Here is an 18,288-nt window from a genome sequence, read left to right on the forward strand (position 1 = left end):
GCGGGCTGCGGCTGCCCGTGGTGGGTCGTTCCGGGCGTGAGTGGTGTTTTCGGGCGTAGGTGGTCGTTCGTTCCGACCCGCTACGCCCGTTTCGTCATTCCATCGCGGCCGGCATGGGAAAGAAGGTGCGTGCGGGGTCGCACCGTGCACGCCGCGTCCGGACGGCGCGGACACCCTCGGACATGCGAAGAGCCCCGGTCGACCGACCGGGGCTCTTCGACGTGGGGTGAGTAACGGGTCTCGAACCCGCGACCTCCTAGACCACAACCAGGCGCTCTACCAACTGAGCTATACCCACCACGTCCACACCGGGTGACCGGCGCGACCACTCAATAGTAGTACATGCGCGGCCGCTCTCCGACCACGCGTGTCGTCACTCGGCGGGCTGGGCGAGCCGCGGCTCCCACTTCGCCACGACCTCGGCCTGGACGGCCCGGACGTCCTCGGTGGAGGGGCCGGGGTCGGCGACGAAGCCCGCGCGGCGGTAGTACTCGAGCTCACGGATCGACTCGAGGATGTCGGCGAGGGCGCGGTGGCCGCCGTGCTTCTCCGGCGCGTTGAAGTACACGCGCGGGAACCAGCGTCGGCACAGCTCCTTGATGCTCGAGACGTCGACGCTCCGGTAGTGCAGGTGGTTGTCGACCCGCGGCATGTACTTCGCGAGGAACGCCCGGTCGGTGCCGATGGTGTTGCCGGCCAGGGGAGCGGTGCCCTCGCCCGGCACGTGCGCGAGGATGTACTCGAGCACCTGGTACTCGGCGTCGGCGAGGCTCACGCCGTCCGGGATCTCCTCGATGAGGCCCGACGTCGTGTGCATGTTCGTCACGAACTCGTTCATGTTGTCGAGCGCGGACTGGTCCGGCTTGATCACGATGTCGAAACCGGGGTGCACGGGCACGAGGTCGAAGTCGGTGATGACGACGGCCACCTCGACGAGTTCGTCGACCGCGAGGTCGAGGCCCGTCATCTCGCAGTCGATCCAGACGAGGCGGTCGTTCGCAGTTGCCATGTCGTCGATCCTATTCCCGTGCGCGGACGGCCCCGCCACGGGTGGTGGCGGGGCCGTCCTGGTCGGGGTGCCCGTGCATCCTCGCTGCGGAGGACGTGCGTCAGACCATCTCGCCGGCGGTGACCGCCTCGGCCTCGACCCGCTCGGACTCCGGTCCGTCGTCGACCCGGCGCAGGACGCGGGTCGTGGCGGCGACCACCACGAAGGCGATCGCGACCGATGCCCCGGCGAACACGTAGGCGGCGCTCGGTGCGATGGCGTCCGCCAGGAGGGTCGCCACGGGCGGGGCGATCGCACCGCCGATGAAGCGCACGGCGGAGTACGCGCTGGAGGCGACGCTGCGGGGGAGGTCGGTGGCCTCCATGACGCACTCGGTGAGGACGGTGTTGAGCACGCCGAGCACGAGGCCGCCGACGATGACGCAGACGATCAGGCCGACCTGCGAGGACACGACCACGGCCGCGGCGAACAGGTCGAGCGCGAGCAGCGGCAGTGCGATCTTGAGCACCGTCGTGCGGCGGAGCCGCGCGGTGAGCATCGGCGCCACCCAGACCGACGTGATCGCCAGTCCGACGCCCCAGCCGAAGAACGTGAACCCGATGCCGAGCGCACCGAAGCCGAGCGGGAACGGCGTGTACGCCAGCAGGACGAAGAAGCCGATGTTGTAGAACAGCGCGGTCACCGCGAGGGCCGCGAGGGCCGGACGACCGAGGGCGCGGAACGGTGCGGAGAGCTTCGTCGGGGTCGGCTTCTCGAGCCCCGAGGACTTCAGCAGCGTCACGATGGCGATGAACGCGATGGCCATGAGCGTCGTGACCCCGAAGAACGGTCCGCGCCAGCTCACGGTGCCGAGCAGCCCGCCGACGAGCGGCCCGATCGCGATGCCGAGGCCGAGCGCCGCCTCGTACAGGATGATCGCGGACGCGGTGCCGCCGGACGCCGCGCCGACGATCGTCGCGAGGGCGGTCGAGATGAAGAGCGCGTTGCCGAGGCCCCATCCGGCGCGGAAGTCGATGATGCTCCACACGCTGTTCGAGGTGGCAGCGAGTACCGAGAACACCACGATCAGCGCGAGACCGATGAGCAGCGTGTTCTTCGGTCCGATGCGGCTCGACACCCAGCTGGTGAAGAACATCGCGACGCCCGTGACGGCCAGGTAGCTGGTGAAGAGCAGCTCGGTCTGCGCTGCGGTGGCCTTGAGGGACGACGCGATCGCGGGGAGGATCGGGTCGACGAGACCGATGCCCATGAACGCGACGACGCAGGCGAAGGCGATGGCCCAGACCGCGGAGGACTGCTTGAGGATGCTGCCGGAGGCGGCGGGTGCGTGGGCGTTCACGCGGAGATCTCCGTTCGTGTGGTGGTGTTGGTGGTGGTGCTCCGGGCGGCGATGATGGCGGCCGCTTCGTGCAGCGCGTCCCACTCGTCGTCGGTGAGGTCTGCGAAGAGCGGCCCGACCGTCCGCGTGAGGACGGCGCGCCACGTGACGAGGTGGTCGCGCCCGGCGTCCGTGATCGAGATGAGCTGTCCCCGCGAGTCATCCGGGTCGACCGTCCGTGAGACCAGGCCGTCGTCGAGCATGCCGGCGACGAGGCGGGTCATCGTGGGCTGGGCCACCCGGGATGCTTCGGCCAGCTCGCCGAGGCGGAGCGGCTGCTCGGTCTCGAGGATGCCGAGCGTCCGCCAGACCGCGGGGGAGGTCGTGTTGCCGGTGGACCGGACGGCGGTGCGGATCAGGCGGTTGACGGAGACGAGGAGCGTCTCGACCGTCTGCTCGCGGGATGTTTCCATAGCAAAACTATATAGCCCTGCTATGGATCAGTCAACAGGTGCGCCCTGGTACAAGGGATGCATGAGTGACATCACGATCTCCGAGGGTGACGAGTACACCGCGATCTTCCACGGCGGCCCCTTCGACGGCACGACCGACACCCGCACCGCGACGGGTGACGCGCTGGACGAGGAGATCACCGTCTACGCCGACGTCGAGGGCCTGCAGACCGCGTTCGCCTACCGCCTCACGAAGTCGCGCCAGGTGCTCGACCAGACCTCCGGCGAGTACACCTACGACCCGTCCGACTCCGACCCGGTGGACGACCTGCAGGACCGCGGCGACCGCTCCGGCGAGTTCGACCGGGAGTGAACCGGCACCGTGCTGCGTTGACCCCGCCGTGCGACTCGACCTCTGGACCTCGGCCTTCTGCGCTCCGTGCGCCGCGGCCCGACGCGTCGTCGCGGAGGCAGGCGCGCTCGTGCCCGGCCTGACCGTGTCCGAACGTGACGTCGCGGCGCACCCCGACGCTGCGGAACGCCTCGGCATCCGGTCGACGCCCACGATCATCGTGCGCGGCGACGACGGGTCCGAGGCGTTCCGCTCACCGGGCGTACCGACGCGGGACCAGTTGCTGGTCGCGCTCGCGAAGGCCCTCCCGCCCGCCGACGGCTGAGGCCGGCCTGGAGGCACGGATCACCTTCCGAACGAGCTGTTTCGTCCGGCGGACGGGTGTCCCCACGAGCAGCGCGACGCTGCCCAGCAGCGACCGGTCGTCGCGTCCGAGTGCGTTCTTCCGCTCCCAGGCCCGGCGCAGCGCCCCGCCTCGACTCCGCCGCGCGGCCGGTCGATCGGTCAGCCGACCGGAGTCCCGTCGTGCCATGAGGTCCTTGGCACGATCCGTCCAGTCGTCGTCCGTCGGCGGGTGGAAGTGGTTGTCGCGGAGCCATTCGGGTCGCACCTCACGGAAGCGCCCGGCGATGAGGTCGGTGGCGTCACCCGGGAGTCCGCTGCCGACGAAGACCTCGTTGATGAGCTGCGGACCGACGCCGAAGTCCGTCAGCGTCAGTGCGGGCACCCCGGCGGCCACGGCCTCGAGGACGGCCGTCGAACTCACGATGACGAGCGCCACCGCACGGGTGAGGTGTTCGGCCATCGGGCCCGACTCCACCACGAGGTTCCACGGCGCGTCCGCGGGGACGAGGTCCGCGTAGGGGTGCTCCTCACGGTGGGTCTGCTGCTCGCCCGCCGTCGCCCGGACCTTGATGACGACCCGCCACTGCGGGTGGCTGATCGCGGTCGCGGCGAGCCACTGCACGATCCGCTGGCGGTCGGCGCGGTCGGCGGGGACGCTCGGCTGCGCGGCGAACACGATCGAGTCGCGCACGGGTGACCCTCCTCCGGGCACGTCGCGACGGGACCGCGCCGGCCGGGCGAACGGCAGCGTGGCGAGCGCGAACGCCGGCTCGACTCCGCCCGCGCGGGCGAGCTCGTCGTACGCCCGGACCTCGCGGTGGCTGTGGAGCACGAACAGGTCGGCGCGGGCGCGGAGGAACACGCCCTTCCACTTCGCTGGGTACGAGATCCCCGGAAGCCCGGTCAGGAGGACCGGGCGGTCGTGCACGTGACGGTGCACCTGGTCGATCACGAGTTCCGCGACCGGTCCGATGAGCGCGACGAGCACCGCGTCCGGCGGGTCATCGCGGAGACGACGCACGATCGCGTCCACGTCGGTCGGCTCGGGCGGGCGCGAGGCGAGGTGCGCCAAGCGCTCGTCGAGCCCCCGGAAGGCCGAGCGGAGTTGCGCCGTGCTCGCCGTCCGCGGCGTCCGCACCGTCAGGAGCACCAGGTCCCAGTGCGCCGGAGCGGTCGCGAGCAGGTGGGCGCCCCACTTCGCGAACGAGTCGGTGTCGACCAGGCCGACCACCCTGCGGCGGCGGGCCGGCGCGGCCGAGGTGCGCCGTGCCTCCAGGCCGACCGTCGAGGAGTCCGCGACGTCCGTCACGCGACCACGCGGCGGAGCTTGGCGAGGGGTGCCTCCTCGCCCGGGAAGATGCGCTTGATGCCGTCGCCGAGGGCGGTCTCGATGATCCGCACGTCGCGGGCGAGCGTCGCGAGCCCGTGCGGCTCGAGCGACGCCGCGTGGTCGGAGCCCCACATGGTGCGGTCGAGCGTGATGTGCCGCTCCAGGGCGGTGGCGCCGAGGGCGATCGCGGCGAGCGAGATCTGCAGCCCCGGCTCGTGGCCGGAGTACCCGACGGGGACGCCCGCGTACCGGTTGGCGAGCGTGTCGATCATGCGGAGGTTCGCCTCCTCCGGGGGCAGCGGGTACGTCGACGTCGCGTGCATGAGGACGAGCCGGGCGGTGCCGAGCGTCGCGACCGCGCGGTCGATCTGCTCGAGCGTGGACATGCCCGTCGAGAGGATCACGGGCTTCCCCGTGGTGGCGACGGCGGTGAGCAGCTCGAGGTCGGTCACGGACGCCGAGGCGATCTTGTACGCGACGACACCGAGGTCCTCGAGGAAGTGCACCGACGGCACGTCCCAGGGGGACGCGAACCAGTCGAGCCCACGCAGGGTGGCGTGGTCCCCGATCTCGATGTACTGCTCCCGGTCGAACTCGACCCGGTACCGGTACTCGAGGTAGGTCATGTCGCCCCACGGCGTGCTGCGCGGAGTGTTCTTCATGTGCTCCGGCGTCGAGATCTCCGGCGTCCGCTTCTGGAACTTCACGGCCTGGAGTCCGGCGTCGGCCGCGACGTCGACGAGTCGCTTCGCGATGTCCACGTCGCCGTTGTGGTTCAGGCCGATCTCCCCGATGAGGTAGGCGGGGTGGCCGGCGCCGATCGTGGACGAGCCGATGGTGACGGTCATGGTGCTCCGTTCGGTGCGGGGACGAGCGTGGCGGCGAGTGCCTGGGCCACGGAGAGGTCGGTCTCGTCGTCGACGTCCACCGCGGTGGCGGCGTCCACGACGGCGAGTTCGGTCCGACCGAAGAACCGGTGCCGGTGCCGCCGGAACCGGTCGACCCGCAGGGCGTAGAAGGCCCCGGTCTCCCGGAACTCCGCGGCGCGGTCCTGCCGACGCGGGCGGACGGCGGCGTCGTGGTTCACGGCACGGGCCTGACCGTCGGCGTCCACGCGCCAGAGGAACGCGTGCGACGGCGCCGCGGCGAACACGACGTCCGCGGCACCGCTGAGCACGCGGCGGACGGCGGCGTCGAGGTCGCCGGGGTCCGTGAAGGGCGAGGTCGCCTGCAGGAACACGAGGACCTCCGGGACCTCGTCGTGGATCTGCTCGAGGACGTCGAGCACGTGCAGGAGTGCCGACTCGCTCGAAGCGGTGTCGCCCGCGAGGTCCGCGGGGCGGTGGAGCACCCGAGCGCCCGCGGCACGGGCCTCGTCGGCGATGTCGGGTCCGTCGGTGGAGACCACCACGGTGTCGATCGAGGGGGTCGCGAGCGCAGCGTCGACCGCCCGCGCGACGAGGCTCCGGCCACCCACCTGACGGAGGTTCTTCCCGGGGATGCCCTTCGAGCCGGCGCGCGCGGGCACGACGGCGAGGACGCGGCCGATGGAGCTCATGCGCCGGACGCTACGGAGACGCGGTGTCGCGAAGGCGAACACGAGACGGCCACCAGTGGAAGCACACAGGAAACGACGGCTCTCCGACGACGCGGCTGCGGGCCGACGGGCGTCCGGGCTGCGGGCCGTCCGTCGTCGGGGCTAGGGTCGTGCGGTGCGCTCCGCCGACGACGTCCTCGAACCCCGCCCGCGCCGGGTCCTCGTCGCCGGGGTGTCCGGTGTCGGGAAGACGACCACCGCCCGCCGGATCGCGGACGTGCTCGCCGTGCCGCACACCGAGATCGACGCGCTCTTCCACGGGCCGGACTGGGAACCGCGACCGACCTTCGTCGAGGACGTCGACCGCTTCACGAGCGAGGCGGCCTGGGTGACGGAGTGGCAGTACGCCCCCGTGCGCGCGATGCTCGTCGACCGCGCCGACACCCTCGTGTGGGTGGACCTGCCGACCCGGGTCACGCTCTGGCGGCTGCTGCGCCGGACACTGCGGCGACGCCTCCGTCGGCAGGTGCTCTGGAACGGGAACGTCGAACCGTCGCTGTGGACCTTCTTCACTGACCGTGAGCACATCCTGCGCTGGGGGATCTCGACCCGAAACGCGTTCCGCGAGCGAGTACCGCCGCTCGAACGGTCTGCGCCGCACTTGCGCATCGTGCACCTCCGTTCCCAGCGGGAGGTCGACGTGTTCGTCCAGCGCCTGGCGCGTCCCGCGGTCTAGAATCGTCGCCGTCCGCCTCCGTAGCTCAGTGGATAGAGCAGGTGGTTTCTACCCTCCGTGTCGCGGGTTCGATTCCTGCCGGGGGCACCGACGGCGAAGGCCGCCACCCCTCGGGGTGGCGGCCTCCTCGTCTCCGCCGCGGTGCCGGCGGCGACCCGCGCGAGTGGCCGAGGCGTCAGCGTGGCGACCGCGTCAGTCGTCGTCGTCGGACGACCGCCGACGGATCTCGTTGGCGCTGATCGGCTGCGTGTACGGTGCTTCGTCGGTCTCGTGCGCGTCGGACGGCTCCGCAGCGGCGCCGTCGACCCGCGTCGACACGGACTTCGTGCTCGGCGTCGAGACCGTCGCAGCAGGGCGGTTGACGTGTGCGTCGGCGGCGGTCGGACGCGCCACGGGCGGCGGCACCTCGCGGTCCTGCGTGCCGGGCCGGACCACGTCGTCCACGACGTCGGTCTCGTCGTCGTCGCTGCGACGCTGCACGACCGGCCGTGCGGTCGCTGCCGGTGCGCCGGCTGCCGGTGCGTCGGCGGCCGGTGCGCTGGTCGCCGGTGCGGAGGCCGGACGTGAGGCCGGGGTTCCGAGGGTCGGCCGGACCGCTGCCTGCGCGGACGAACCGGACACGTCGCCGTACGGGCGGGTCAGACCATCGCCGAGCGGCGTGGTCGCTGCCGTCGCACCCTGCGGGCCGGCGGGCGACCCGGCGGGCCCGTTCGACGGGGCCGACCCGTTGCTGGTCGCAGCTGACGAGGTCGGAGCGGCGGGGGCTCCCGGCCGGGCAGCGGGCCGGAGCGACGTCGTCGACGGCGTCTGCGCGTCGGGCTGTCGCGCCGAAGCCTGGTCGGCGTTCCAGTCCTGCTGCCGCTTGACGAGCTCGGCGTCCGGGTCGGGGGTCTCGAACTTCCACCGCTCGAGATCGCTCTTGAACAGCTTGCGCGCGCGGTTCGGCCGCGCCTGCCACTCGAGGAGACGGTCACGGAACTCGGCGAGGGACTGCTCCGCCTGGAACGAGAACGTCGACGAGTTCTTCTTGATGTCGGCGATCTCGTGCTGCGCCCAGTTGGCGGCCATCGGCGAACCGCTCACGGGCAGGAGCCGGAGCCGGACGTCGGCGTCTTCGGCCAGGTGATCGGCGTAGGCGCGCTCCTCGTGCCCGAGCGACCCCCACGTCGCGGCCTTCCGCGCCGCGGAGATGATCGCCGCGACGGCGGCGTTCTTCGCCTCGCGCTCCTGCAGGGTGACGACCCGCTTGGTCGCTCCGCGGCCGATGAGCGCGGCGACGACGCCGGCCACCACGATGGCGACGAAGGGGATGATGGCGCCCGACAGCACCCGCCATCCCGCGTCCGACGCGGTCCAGTCCATCAGGTCGTTCCACCAGTTCATGCGCGAACCGTACCGACCGTGCGGCGTGACCGCGGGGAGGCCACCCGGCGATCCGCGCATCCGCCGAGCCGGCACGGTGCGGGGTGCATCAGCCCCACCGCAGGCAGTCCACCGCGTCGTCGGCGGACCACACGTCGGGGAACTCGACGAAGCGGCGTTCGGTGGCGACGTAACGTCGTGCGCGGTAGGCGGTGCCGCCGGCGACGTCCACGCGGTCCACGTAGCCGACGATCTCGCCGTTGGCGCGCGTCACGCGGCTGAGGTCGTCCCGCACGTCGAGGATCCGGAGGTCGCCTCGGCTACGGGCGACGGAGGACGTGCGGAGCCGGAAGGCCGGTTCGGTCGTGCTGTGCTCGTTCGTGGTCGGCACGGTCTGGGTCGGCACGGTCTGGGTCGGCACGGTCGTGGTCGGCACGGTGTCCTCCTGTGGTGCGTTCGGTGTGTCGGTGGTTCGTGGGCATGACGCTACGGACGACCACCGACACGCCGGGGCAGGGAGCCGGGACTGTGGATGCGCGTCCCCGGCCGCTCGCGGTGCAGGACCGCCTCCCGGACTCCCAGTGGGCCCTGACGTCGCGCGCGGTAGCGTGGCCTGCATGACGACGTTCGTGCTCGCTGGTGGATGCTTCTGGTGCCTGGACGCGGTGTACCGCACCCTCCAGGGTGTGCAGGACGTCGTGTCCGGCTACGTCGGCGGGACCACCGACGACCCGACCTACGAGCTCGTCTGCACCGGTACGACCGGTCACGCCGAGGCCGTCGCGGTGACCTTCGACGAGTCGGTGCTGCCGGCCGACGTGGTGCTCGACGTCTTCTTCACGCTCCACGACCCGCGCCAGCTGAACCGCCAGGGTGCCGACGTCGGCACGCAGTACCGCTCGGCGATGTTCCCGGCGGACGACGAACAGCGCGCGCTGTTCGAGCGCGCGATCGAACGCGCCTCGGACATCTGGGACGGCGGCGTCGTGACGACCATCGAGCCGCTCACGACGTTCCACCGGGCGGAGGAGTACCACCAGGACTTCTTCGCGAAGAACCCCGGTCAGGGCTACTGCCTCGCGGTGGCGCTGCCGAAGGTGAACAAGGTCCGCAAGGCCTACAGTCAGTACATCCTGGCGTCCTAGCCACGGGCGTCGGGGCCACGAGGAGGTGGTCGATCGATGACGAACAACACGATGACGAACAGCACGACGGGTGACTCGACGACGAGTGACGCGGGGACGTGGGTGGCGGTGGGGCCGGCCGGCGCAGTCGGCAGCATCCACCGACAGCCGGACGGCTTCCACGTGGAGTTGTTCGGTCGACGCGGCACCGGATCGGTGTTCCCGTCGCTGGACTCCGCCAAGAGCGCGGTCCACGCCGCGATGGGACCCCTCGCGGACCGTCCGGAGTTCCGCGCCCACTGAGTGGGCCGACCATCGGCTCGGCGGTGCCGGTCATCGTCGCGGCGTCCGCCACGACCTGGAGGCACGGATCACCGTCCCTGCACAGGCGCCGCTGAGTGGACCGTCACTCACAGATCGAGACCCGGGCCGCTGACGCGACCCGGGTCTCGCGACGATCGGACCATGAACGACACGATCACGATCTGCGGCATCGTCGCCACCGAACCCCGACACCTGGTCACCGACACCGGTGTCGCCATCACGAGCCTCCGTCTGGCGTCACCGTCGCGCCGGTTCGACCGCGCCACCGGCGTCTGGACGAACGGGACGACCAACTGGTTCACCGTCACGGCCTTCCGGTCGCTCGCGGCGAACGTCCACAAGTCGCTCAAGAAGGGCGACCGCATCGTTGTGACGGGCCGCGTCCGCATCCGCACGTGGGAGCGCGACGGCCGTGGCGGCACCTCGGTCGAGGTCGACGCCGAGGGCATCGGTCACGACCTGGCATGGGGGATCAGCAACTGGATCCGCGTCCCGCGCCAGGCGAACGAGGTCGCCGCGACGCCCGTGGACAGCTCGCGGGTGGACCTCGAGACGGGCGAGGTCCACGGCCACGACCCGGCCCTCCCCGACGACGACCCGGGCGACGGCCCGGACGACGAGCCGGGTACGCGTGCGGGAGACGAACACGACGGTGAACAGCTCCCGGACGCCGCCGAGGCGGATCGCCACGCGGCGGCGATCCTCGGTGAGCCAGCACCGGGCGGGGCGTCCGGCACCGCTCGCACAGCGCGCGCGGTCCGGCCGGTCGGTCCTGATCCGGACGACGTCGACGGGCACGAGCCGGAGGACCCGTACGTCGGCGGGGTCGCGGCCTGAACCCGGCGACTCCCGTGCAGGAGTGCTGGCCACCCGGTGGTGGCCGGCGCTCCGGGAGACCGCCTGCACCGGACGCGCGGTGCCGCCGGAGCACCGTCGTCCGACGGTGCCGGACAGGCCGTCGGCCCGGCGGGCTCAGCGGTGCGCCGGCGGGCTCAGCGGCCGGCGGCTCAGCGGCCGTTCCAGTACTGGGCGATCATCGCGATGCCCGAGACCTGGTCCGTGTCCCAGTTGTGCCCCGATGCGAGACCGGACACCCGGCCGTCGATCGCGAAGCTCGCACCCTGCTGCTTGGCCGAGTTCGTCTGCTTCGCCTTGAGCCCGTGGAAGGAGAAGCCCGTGTTCCAGGTGCCGTTCAGACCCTTGCGCCCGGAGACGTTGCCGACGGCGATGCTCACGTTCTGCACCGTCGAGTGGACGACGTCGCCGTTCAGCCGCGCGTTCGCCTCGGCGTTGAAGAACAGCCTCGGCTCGAGGTTGACCTTGACGGTGGCGACCGTCCGGTGGTTGACGCTCAGCGCCACGGTGTCGTTCGTCCACCAGCGCAGGCCGACCGGGGTGAGGTTGTTCGACGCCGCGTCGAGGTAGCCGTACGTGAACTTGCCGTTCTGCACGCGTTCCCAGATGTAGCGGGGCTTGCCCTTGCTCTGGGGCGAACCGCTGTCCGACTGGATGCCGAACGAGATCGCGTTGTTCTGCGCGTCGTGGATGTTGATGTAGGAGGAGTAGCCCGTACCGGACCCCTTGGCGCTGATGTTCGCCGTGTAGGTCACGTAGGGCGTGCCCGACGGGGTGGTGATGGCCGATGCGGGCGCTGCTGGGATGGACACCGCGATGCCCAGCGCGAGCGCGCCGACGATGGGCAGCATGAGGCGTCGGAGTCGGTTGTTCGCCATGTGGTCCTGGTCCTGATCGAAGCCGTGCTGGTGGTTTCGGGTCCCGCCGGCGGATGATGCAAGTACCGTACGTCGGCCGACCGCTGCTTGTCAGCCCCCGAAGGGGTACCTGCGCGTTCCGGCGGAGTCGCGCCCCGTCCCGGTCACGCCCGCCGCGCGGTCCGCCGCTCGGGTCACTACACTTGACCGCGATATGGCTGAGTACATCTACCAGATGGTCCGCGCCCGCAAGTCGGTCGGCGACAAGCTGATCCTCGACGACGTCACGATGTCGTTCCTCCCCGGCGCGAAGATCGGCGTCGTCGGACCGAACGGTGCGGGCAAGTCGACGATCCTGAAGATCATGGCGGGTCTCGACCAGCCGTCCAACGGCGAGGCGAAGCTGACCCCCGGGTTCACCGTCGGCATCCTCATGCAGGAGCCTGAGCTGGACGAGGACAAGACCGTCCTCGAGAACGTCCAGCAGGGCGTCGGCGAGATCCACGGCAAGGTCGTCCGCTTCAACGAGATCTCGGCGCTCATGGCCGAGCCCGACGCGGACTTCGACGCGCTCCTCGCAGAGATGGGCACCCTGCAGGAGGAGATCGACGCCGCCGACGCGTGGGACCTCGACTCGCAGCTCGAGCAGGCCATGGCCGCGCTCCAGTGCCCCCCGGGGGACGAGATGGTCACCCACCTGTCCGGCGGTGAGAAGCGCCGTGTCGCGCTCTGCAAGCTCCTGCTGCAGAAGCCCGACCTGCTGCTCCTCGACGAGCCCACCAACCACCTCGACGCCGAGTCGGTGCTCTGGCTCGAGCAGCACCTGCAGCAGTACCACGGTGCCGTCCTCGCGGTCACCCACGACCGGTACTTCCTCGACCACGTCGCCCAGTGGATCGCCGAGGTCGACCGCGGCCGCCTGTACCCGTACGAGGGCAACTACTCGACGTACCTCGAGAAGAAGCGCGCCCGCCTCGAGGTCCAGGGCAAGAAGGACGCCAAGCTCGCGAAGCGGCTGTCCTCGGAGCTCGACTGGGTGCGGAGCAACCAGAAGGGCCGTCAGGCCAAGTCGAAGGCGCGCCTGGCTCGCTACGAGGAGATGGTCGCCGAGGCCGAGCGCACGCGGAAGCTCGACTTCGAGGAGATCGTCATCCCGGTCGGGCCGCGGCTCGGCTCGCAGGTGATCGACGCCGAGAAGCTGCACAAGCAGTTCGGCGAGCGGGTCATCATCGACGACCTCTCCTTCACGCTGCCCCGCAACGGCATCGTCGGGGTCATCGGCCCGAACGGCGTCGGCAAGACCACCCTGTTCAAGACGATCGTCGGCCTCGAACCGCTCGACGGCGGCACGCTGAAGATCGGCGAGACGGTCGACATCTCCTACGTCGACCAGAGCCGCGGCGGCATCGACCCGAACAAGAACCTGTGGGAGGTCGTGTCCGACGGGCTCGACTACATCCAGGTCGGCAAGACCGAGATCCCGTCGCGCGCCTACGTGTCGCAGTTCGGCTTCAAGGGCCCGGACCAGCAGAAGAAGGCCGGCGTGCTCTCCGGTGGTGAGCGCAACCGTCTCAACCTGGCGCTGACGTTGAAGCAGGGCGGCAACCTCCTGCTCCTCGACGAGCCGACGAACGACCTCGACGTCGAGACCCTCGGCAGCCTCGAGAACGCGCTGCTCGAGTACCCGGGCTGTGCCGTGGTGATCACCCACGACCGGTGGTTCCTCGACCGCATCGCCACGCACATCCTGGCGTGGGAGGGGCTCAACGAGGACGGTACGCCCAACTGGTACTGGTTCGAGGGCAACTTCGAGGCGTACGAGGAGAACAAGATCGAGCGCCTCGGTGTCGACGCCGCGAAGCCCGGTCGCGCGACGTACCGCAAGCTCACCCGCGACTGACCCGTGGCGGTGTTGCACGCTCCGATCCGCATGCGGTGGAGCGACATCGACGCGTACGGGCACGTCAACAACTCCGCGATGCTGCGCCTCCTGGAAGAGGCGCGCATCGTGGGGTTCTGGGGCGCCGACCCCGACGACGTCGGCGCGGACGGGTCGATCCCGGAGCCGATCATCGACGGCCGCCCGGGATCGGGCACGATGACCGTCATCGCGGCACAGCGGCTCGAGTACCTCGCGTCGATCCCGTACTTCCGCCGACCGCTCGACATCCGGATGTGGATCGGCCGGATCGGTGGCGCGAGCATCGACGTGTCGTACGAGGTCTGGACCCCGGTCGGTCACGAGCCGGCCGAGCTCTACACGCGTGCGACCACGGCCCTCGTGATGGTCGATGCCGAGACCAACCGGCCCAGGCGTCTCACCGAGGCCGAGCGGGCGGCCTGCGAGCCGTACATCCAGGACCCGGTCCGGTTCTCACGCCCCTGACCGGCGTGCTCCCGGCGTCGGACCGACGTGCCCCGGGGAAGCGACGCCGGCGCGGACCGAGGCGGGGAGCGCCACCCGTCACCGCGGGACGCGCATCATCCCCTCCTGCGCGACGCTCGCGAGCAGGCGGCCGTCCCGCGAGAACATCCGACCGAACGCGAGTCCCCGACCGCCCTGTGCGCTCGGGGACTCCTGCGTGTACAGGACCCAGTCGTCGGCGCGGCCGTCGCGGTGCCACCACATCGCGTGGTCGAGGCTCGCGCTCTTCACGCCGGGCGTGCCCCACGCGACCCCGTGACGACGCATCACGGGCTCGAGGATCGACAGGTCGCTCGCGTAGCCGAGCACGGCGCGGTGCAGCGCCGGGTCCTCCGGCAGGTCGCCGTCCACGCGGAACCACACGGCCTGGTGCGGGAGGCGTTCGCCCTGCACGTCGACGAACACCGGACCCTCGACGTGTCGGAGGTCGATCGAGCGTTCGGCCCAGGCGCGGGCGACCGGGTGGTCGATCGCGGAGAGGATCGAGGCCGCCGACGGCAGGTCCTCGGGAGCGGGGGTGTCGACCGGGAACGGATCCTGGTGCTCGACACCGTCGTCGGGGCGTTGGAACGAGGCGATCATCGAGAAGATCGGCACACCCTGCTGGTACGCCTGCACCCGCCTGGTCGCGAACGACCGGCCGTCGTGGATCCGCTCGACACCGAACGTGATCGGGAGTTCGGTGTCGCCCGGTCGGAGGAAGTACCCGTGCATCGAGTGGATGTCGCGGTCCTCGATGGTGGCCTGCGCCGCGACGATGCACTGCGCGAGCACCTGCCCGCCGAAGACCCGCCCGTTCGGTGACCAGTGGCTGGCCCCGGTCAGGATCGTCTCGCCGGTGCTCGCGCCGGTGTCGTCGAGCCGCAGGGTCCGCAGGAAGTCCGGTTCACTCACGGGCACATCCTACGAAGCGACCGCCCCGGTAGGATCCACAGGACATGGGCACCACCTTCACCCTCCCCGACGTCGCCTCGCTCGGTGACCTCCGCACCTACCTCGGACGCGCCGCCCGGGTCGAGGACGGCTCGGTCCGACTCATCGCCGACTCCGGCGTCCTGGCGGTCTACACGGCGATCCTCTACCCGGTGGGTCTGCTCGACGAACTGCCGACGGTCCTCGGGCTCCGGACGTTCTCCCTCGCCGAACCCGCCACGATCGACGCGGTGGTCCCGCTCGCCTCGCTGCAGGAACGTCTCCGGCTGCTCGCCGAAGCGCAGGACGCCGAGCACGCCGAAGGCGCTGACCCCACGCGTGCGACCCCGATCGAGGTCGAGCTCCCGCACGAGGTCAACACCGTGACGTGGGCAGCCATCTCCCCGCCGCGGGGCGGGTGGGTGCCGCTCCCGGACGTGTCGTCCGAACTGCTCAAGCGCGCCGCGAAGTCCGGCATCGCCGAGGTCGCCGAGGCCGTCCCGTCGAACGCCGGGGACGCCATCGTCCGCCGGGTCCGGTCCGAGGTCTGGGGACGGCCGATCCCGATGATCGAGCACCTGCCCGCGGGTGCCGGGTTCGCGGGGGAGAGCCTCGGGTTCCTCGGCCACGACCCCGTCCGGGTGTTCGAGACCGGTCCGTGGAGCCGCCTCACCACGTCGCGCGGACACGTGCTCGTGAAGCGGCGGGCCTGGTCGCTCAGCTCCTGACGGTCCCCGCGACGCGCCACGTGACCGCGCGCGCGACAGTTCGCGCGGCCCTCGTCCGGGCGGCCAGCGGGCACCGGGAACGCCGTGGTTGGCTGGGCGCATGCACGTCTTCCTCACCGGCGCCTCCGGCTACATCGGCTCCTCCGTCCTCCGCGCTCTCATCGCCCACGGGCACGAGGTCACCGCGGTCGTCCGCTCCGACGAGAAGGCCCAACGGGTCCGCGACGCCGGTGGACACGCCGTCGTCGGGGACGTGACCGACACCGAGGTCGTCGAGCGACTCGCGCACGAGACGGACGGTGTCGTGCACACCGCCTCCGCCGAGCAGGTCGACCCCGGGTTCACGGCGACGGTGCTCCACGCACTCGAGGGCACCCCGAAGCCGTTCGTCCACACGGGCGGGATCTTCACCTTCGGCAACTCGACCGACATCTCCGAGCAGTCCCCGATCGACCCGCCCGCGCTGACCGCATGGCGCGTCGCGAACGAGGCGGCGGTCCGGGCCAGTTCCGCGCGCACCACCATCGTCGCCCCGGGCATCGTCTACGGCCGCGGTGCGGGCATCCCCGCGATGTTCGTCGGTGACGGCGAGCACGAGGTCCGACTCGTCGGCGACGGATCGCAGCGGTGGACCACGGTGCACATCGACGATCTCGGTGAGCTCTACGTGCTGGCGCTCCACCGCGCCGAGCGGGACGGCTACGTCGTCGCCGCGACCGGGGACAACCCGACGCTCCGGGAGATCGCGGAGGCGGGAGCACACGGATCGCCGGTGGTCGCGGAGAGCGTCGACGAGTCCCGCGGCCGGCTCGGCGACGCCTTCGCGGACGCGCTGCTGCTCCACCAGGAGGCCTCCGGCGCGCACGCGCGCGCCGCGTTCGGGTGGAACCCGACGCGGCCGTCGCTCGTCGAGGACCTGGCCGACGGGTCGTACGTGCGCTGACCTCGCCTCCGGCGTCGTCCCGGCCACGTACCGGACGGGAGGCGCGGGTCGGCGCCGCACCGTGCCTCCCGTCCGGTGCGTGGCGACCAGGTGACGGACGTCAGTCGAACGTGTTCGTCATCGCGTGCGCGGCGCGGTCGAGGTACGCCCACAGCTCGGCCTCGTCGAGGGGCGCGAGCCCCAGCGACTCGACGGCCTCGTGCATGTGGTGCAGCCACCGTTCACGGGCGTCGGGCGTGATGCGGAAGGGGTTGTGCCGCATGCGGAGGCGCGGGTGGCCACGCTCCTCGCTGTACGTCCCTGGGCCGCCCCAGTACTGCTGCAGGAAGGCCGAGAGGCGCCAGATCGCACCCTCGAGGTCGTCCGCCGGGTACATCGGCCAGATGACGTCGTCCTGCTGCACGCCCTCGTAGAACCGGCGGACGAGCCGGTCGAACGTCGGCGCACCACCGATGCGCTCGTACAGCGAACCCGTGGCGGAGACGCCGTGCTCGCCGACGCGGAGGGTGATCGGCTGCGCGGGGACGCCGGCGGGTCGAGGCATGCCGCTCGGGGCGGCGTCGTCGGTCATGCGGTACGGCTCACTTCTGGTCGGTCGTGTCGTCGTCCGTCCGGATGGCCTGGCCGAGGAGGTTCCGCTTCGGCTTCCGGGACTTCGTCGGGGCTGGGGTCGGCTGGGTCTTGACGGTGCGGAGGCCGTTGATCGAGGTCGCGTTCTCCCAGCCGGCGGGCATGATCATCGCCATCGCGGGCAGGGTCACCCCGAGGTCGTCGACCGAGCGCTTCAGGCGGACGCGGAGCTCGCGGCCGACGGCGTCGAGCTCGGACGCGCGGGTCTTCACGACGAGTCGGAACACCATGCCCGCGTCCGTGATCGACTGCAGCCCCCAGATCTCCGGCTTCTCGACGATGCGCTGGCGCCAGCGGGGCTCCTGCGACATCGTGACGGCGGCCTTGAGCAGTGCGTCCTGCACGGCGTCGATGTCGGTGTCGTACGGGACGGTGATGTCCACGAGGACGCGCGACCACCCCTGCGAGAGGTTGCCGACGCGCAGGATCTGACCGTTCGGCACGAACCAGAGGATGCCGTTCACGTCGCGGATCTGCATGACGCGGAGACCGACGTTCTCGACGACGCCGGTTGCCTGCCCGGTGTCGACGACGTCACCGACGCCGGCTTGGTCCTCGAGGATCATGAAGATGCCGGACAGGATGTCGCGGACGATGCTCTGCGCGCCCACCGCGAGACCGGCGGCCACGACGGAGGCGCCACCGACCAGGCCGATGGCGGCCGTGGGGAACACCGTCGAGATGATGATGGCGAGCGCGATCACGGCGACGATCACCGTTGCCAGGTTCTCGAGCACGCTGCCGAGCGTCCGGGTGCGCTGGACGACACGGGCGGTCTGCACGGGTGAGGCGATGAGCGCCTGCGTGTCGGTCGTGCCCTGGCGCTTCTTGACCCCGAGGACGACGCGGTTCACGACGGTCGTGATCATCCGTCGGAGGACCAGTCGCACGACGATCGCGGCGAGGATCACGATGACGATCGTGATCGGCTTGCCCCAGACGCTCCAGAAGTCGTCGAGGGCGGAGTTCACGGCTGCGTTGGTGGATGCGGCGAGGAGCATGATCCGATCGATGCTAGAGGGCGGGGCCTTGACGTCCCGTGAGGAACA

General features: G+C 71.0%; 22 protein-coding genes and 2 tRNA genes. 11 read left to right on the forward strand and 13 right to left on the reverse strand.

The window, feature by feature from the left end; all coding sequences use genetic code 11:
* Nucleotides 1-222: 222 nt before the first annotated feature.
* The 4 genes from ABC270_RS06785 to ABC270_RS06800 all read right to left on the reverse strand — a co-directional run bounded on the left by ABC270_RS06785 (nt 223) and on the right by ABC270_RS06800 (nt 2,800).
* Nucleotides 223-298 (reverse strand) — tRNA-His (locus ABC270_RS06785).
* A gap of 75 nt (nt 299-373) precedes the next feature.
* A complete protein-coding gene (gene orn / locus ABC270_RS06790; protein WP_412880082.1) occupies nt 374-1,009 on the reverse strand; it encodes an oligoribonuclease in 636 nt (211 codons plus the stop codon).
* 100 nt (nt 1,010-1,109) lie between these two features.
* Complete coding sequence (locus tag ABC270_RS06795) at nt 1,110-2,348, reverse strand: MFS transporter (protein WP_412880083.1); 1,239 nt, start codon at nt 2,346-2,348, stop codon at nt 1,110-1,112.
* On the reverse strand, nt 2,345-2,800 hold the full coding sequence (locus ABC270_RS06800; protein ID WP_412880084.1) for a MarR family winged helix-turn-helix transcriptional regulator: 456 nt from the start codon (nt 2,798-2,800) through the stop codon (nt 2,345-2,347). The genes ABC270_RS06795 and ABC270_RS06800 overlap by 4 nt, the downstream gene beginning before the upstream one ends.
* A gap of 61 nt (nt 2,801-2,861) precedes the next feature.
* Between ABC270_RS06800 and ABC270_RS06805 the strand changes: the two genes are divergently transcribed.
* Entirely contained in the window at nt 2,862-3,152 is a 291-nt protein-coding gene (locus tag ABC270_RS06805; RefSeq protein ID WP_058726796.1) for a hypothetical protein, read from the forward strand.
* A gap of 28 nt (nt 3,153-3,180) precedes the next feature.
* Entirely contained in the window at nt 3,181-3,456 is a 276-nt protein-coding gene (locus ABC270_RS06810; RefSeq protein WP_412880085.1) for a YbbN family protein, read from the forward strand.
* Here ABC270_RS06810 and ABC270_RS06815 read toward each other — a convergent pair.
* The 3 genes from ABC270_RS06815 to ABC270_RS06825 are packed head-to-tail and all read right to left on the reverse strand — an operon-like array spanning nt 3,385 to nt 6,364.
* Entirely contained in the window at nt 3,385-4,785 is a 1,401-nt protein-coding gene (locus ABC270_RS06815; RefSeq protein ID WP_412880086.1) for a DUF6716 putative glycosyltransferase, read from the reverse strand. The genes ABC270_RS06810 and ABC270_RS06815 overlap by 72 nt on opposite strands.
* Entirely contained in the window at nt 4,782-5,654 is an 873-nt protein-coding gene (locus ABC270_RS06820; protein ID WP_412880087.1) for an N-acetylneuraminate synthase family protein, read from the reverse strand. Before ABC270_RS06820 ends, ABC270_RS06815 begins: the two co-directional genes overlap by 4 nt.
* On the reverse strand, nt 5,651-6,364 hold the full coding sequence (locus tag ABC270_RS06825) for an acylneuraminate cytidylyltransferase family protein (RefSeq protein WP_412880088.1): 714 nt from the start codon (nt 6,362-6,364) through the stop codon (nt 5,651-5,653). Before ABC270_RS06825 ends, ABC270_RS06820 begins: the two co-directional genes overlap by 4 nt.
* Before the next feature lie 154 nt (nt 6,365-6,518).
* On the opposite strand from ABC270_RS06825, the gene ABC270_RS06830 reads away from it, so the two are divergent.
* Both ABC270_RS06830 and ABC270_RS06835 read left to right on the forward strand, forming a co-directional pair.
* Complete coding sequence (locus ABC270_RS06830; protein ID WP_412880089.1) at nt 6,519-7,079, forward strand: P-loop NTPase family protein; 561 nt, start codon at nt 6,519-6,521, stop codon at nt 7,077-7,079.
* Nucleotides 7,080-7,093: 14 nt separating this feature from the next.
* Nucleotides 7,094-7,166: transfer RNA gene (locus ABC270_RS06835), tRNA-Arg, on the forward strand.
* Nucleotides 7,167-7,271: 105 nt separating this feature from the next.
* On the opposite strand, the gene ABC270_RS06840 is transcribed toward ABC270_RS06835, so the two are convergent.
* Entirely contained in the window at nt 7,272-8,462 is a 1,191-nt protein-coding gene (locus ABC270_RS06840; RefSeq protein ID WP_412880090.1) for a hypothetical protein, read from the reverse strand.
* Nucleotides 8,463-8,550: 88 nt separating this feature from the next.
* Nucleotides 8,551-8,877, reverse strand: a complete 327-nt coding sequence (locus ABC270_RS06845) for a hypothetical protein (protein ID WP_412880091.1) — start codon at nt 8,875-8,877, stop codon at nt 8,551-8,553.
* Nucleotides 8,878-9,058: 181 nt separating this feature from the next.
* Here ABC270_RS06845 and msrA point away from each other — a divergent pair, with 181 nt between their 5' ends.
* The 3 genes from msrA to ABC270_RS06860 all read left to right on the forward strand — a co-directional run bounded on the left by msrA (nt 9,059) and on the right by ABC270_RS06860 (nt 10,726).
* On the forward strand, nt 9,059-9,586 hold the full coding sequence (gene msrA / locus ABC270_RS06850) for a peptide-methionine (S)-S-oxide reductase MsrA (protein ID WP_412880092.1): 528 nt from the start codon (nt 9,059-9,061) through the stop codon (nt 9,584-9,586).
* A gap of 36 nt (nt 9,587-9,622) precedes the next feature.
* Nucleotides 9,623-9,868, forward strand: a complete 246-nt coding sequence (locus ABC270_RS06855) for a methyltransferase (RefSeq protein ID WP_412880093.1) — start codon at nt 9,623-9,625, stop codon at nt 9,866-9,868.
* A 162-nt stretch (nt 9,869-10,030) separates the two neighbouring features.
* Nucleotides 10,031-10,726: a single-stranded DNA-binding protein gene (locus ABC270_RS06860; protein WP_412880094.1), complete on the forward strand. Its 696-nt coding sequence runs from the start codon at nt 10,031-10,033 to the stop codon at nt 10,724-10,726.
* 170 nt (nt 10,727-10,896) lie between these two features.
* On the opposite strand, the gene ABC270_RS06865 is transcribed toward ABC270_RS06860, so the two are convergent.
* Nucleotides 10,897-11,622, reverse strand: coding sequence for a hypothetical protein (locus ABC270_RS06865; RefSeq protein ID WP_412880095.1), 726 nt, complete (start codon nt 11,620-11,622; stop codon nt 10,897-10,899).
* 193 nt (nt 11,623-11,815) lie between these two features.
* On the opposite strand from ABC270_RS06865, the gene ettA reads away from it, so the two are divergent.
* Nucleotides 11,816-13,501 (forward strand): energy-dependent translational throttle protein EttA, encoded by a 1,686-nt coding sequence (gene ettA / locus ABC270_RS06870; protein ID WP_412880096.1) that lies wholly within the window; start codon nt 11,816-11,818, stop codon nt 13,499-13,501.
* A gap of 30 nt (nt 13,502-13,531) precedes the next feature.
* Nucleotides 13,532-13,987 carry an acyl-CoA thioesterase gene (locus ABC270_RS06875; RefSeq protein ID WP_412880097.1) on the forward strand — a complete coding sequence of 152 codons (456 nt, stop codon included), beginning with the start codon at nt 13,532-13,534 and terminating at the stop codon, nt 13,985-13,987.
* A gap of 78 nt (nt 13,988-14,065) precedes the next feature.
* Here ABC270_RS06875 and ABC270_RS06880 read toward each other — a convergent pair whose 3' ends face one another.
* A complete protein-coding gene (locus ABC270_RS06880; protein ID WP_412880098.1) occupies nt 14,066-14,920 on the reverse strand; it encodes an acyl-CoA thioesterase in 855 nt (284 codons plus the stop codon).
* Nucleotides 14,921-14,964: 44 nt separating this feature from the next.
* Between ABC270_RS06880 and ABC270_RS06885 the strand changes: the two genes are divergently transcribed.
* Nucleotides 14,965-15,666 carry a DUF8185 domain-containing protein gene (locus ABC270_RS06885; protein ID WP_412880099.1) on the forward strand — a complete coding sequence of 234 codons (702 nt, stop codon included), beginning with the start codon at nt 14,965-14,967 and terminating at the stop codon, nt 15,664-15,666.
* A 100-nt stretch (nt 15,667-15,766) separates the two neighbouring features.
* A complete protein-coding gene (locus ABC270_RS06890; protein ID WP_412880100.1) occupies nt 15,767-16,609 on the forward strand; it encodes an NAD-dependent epimerase/dehydratase family protein in 843 nt (280 codons plus the stop codon).
* Between the two features lie 100 nt (nt 16,610-16,709).
* On the opposite strand, the gene ABC270_RS06895 is transcribed toward ABC270_RS06890, so the two are convergent.
* Nucleotides 16,710-17,180: a globin gene (locus tag ABC270_RS06895; protein ID WP_412880101.1), complete on the reverse strand. Its 471-nt coding sequence runs from the start codon at nt 17,178-17,180 to the stop codon at nt 16,710-16,712.
* A gap of 10 nt (nt 17,181-17,190) precedes the next feature.
* Entirely contained in the window at nt 17,191-18,240 is a 1,050-nt protein-coding gene (locus tag ABC270_RS06900) for a mechanosensitive ion channel family protein (protein WP_412880102.1), read from the reverse strand.
* Between the last annotated feature and the right edge of the window lie 48 nt (nt 18,241-18,288).

Origin of the sequence: Curtobacterium phoenicis, assembly GCF_047238015.1 — a bacterium.
Taxonomy (GTDB): Bacteria; Actinomycetota; Actinomycetes; order Actinomycetales; family Microbacteriaceae; genus Curtobacterium.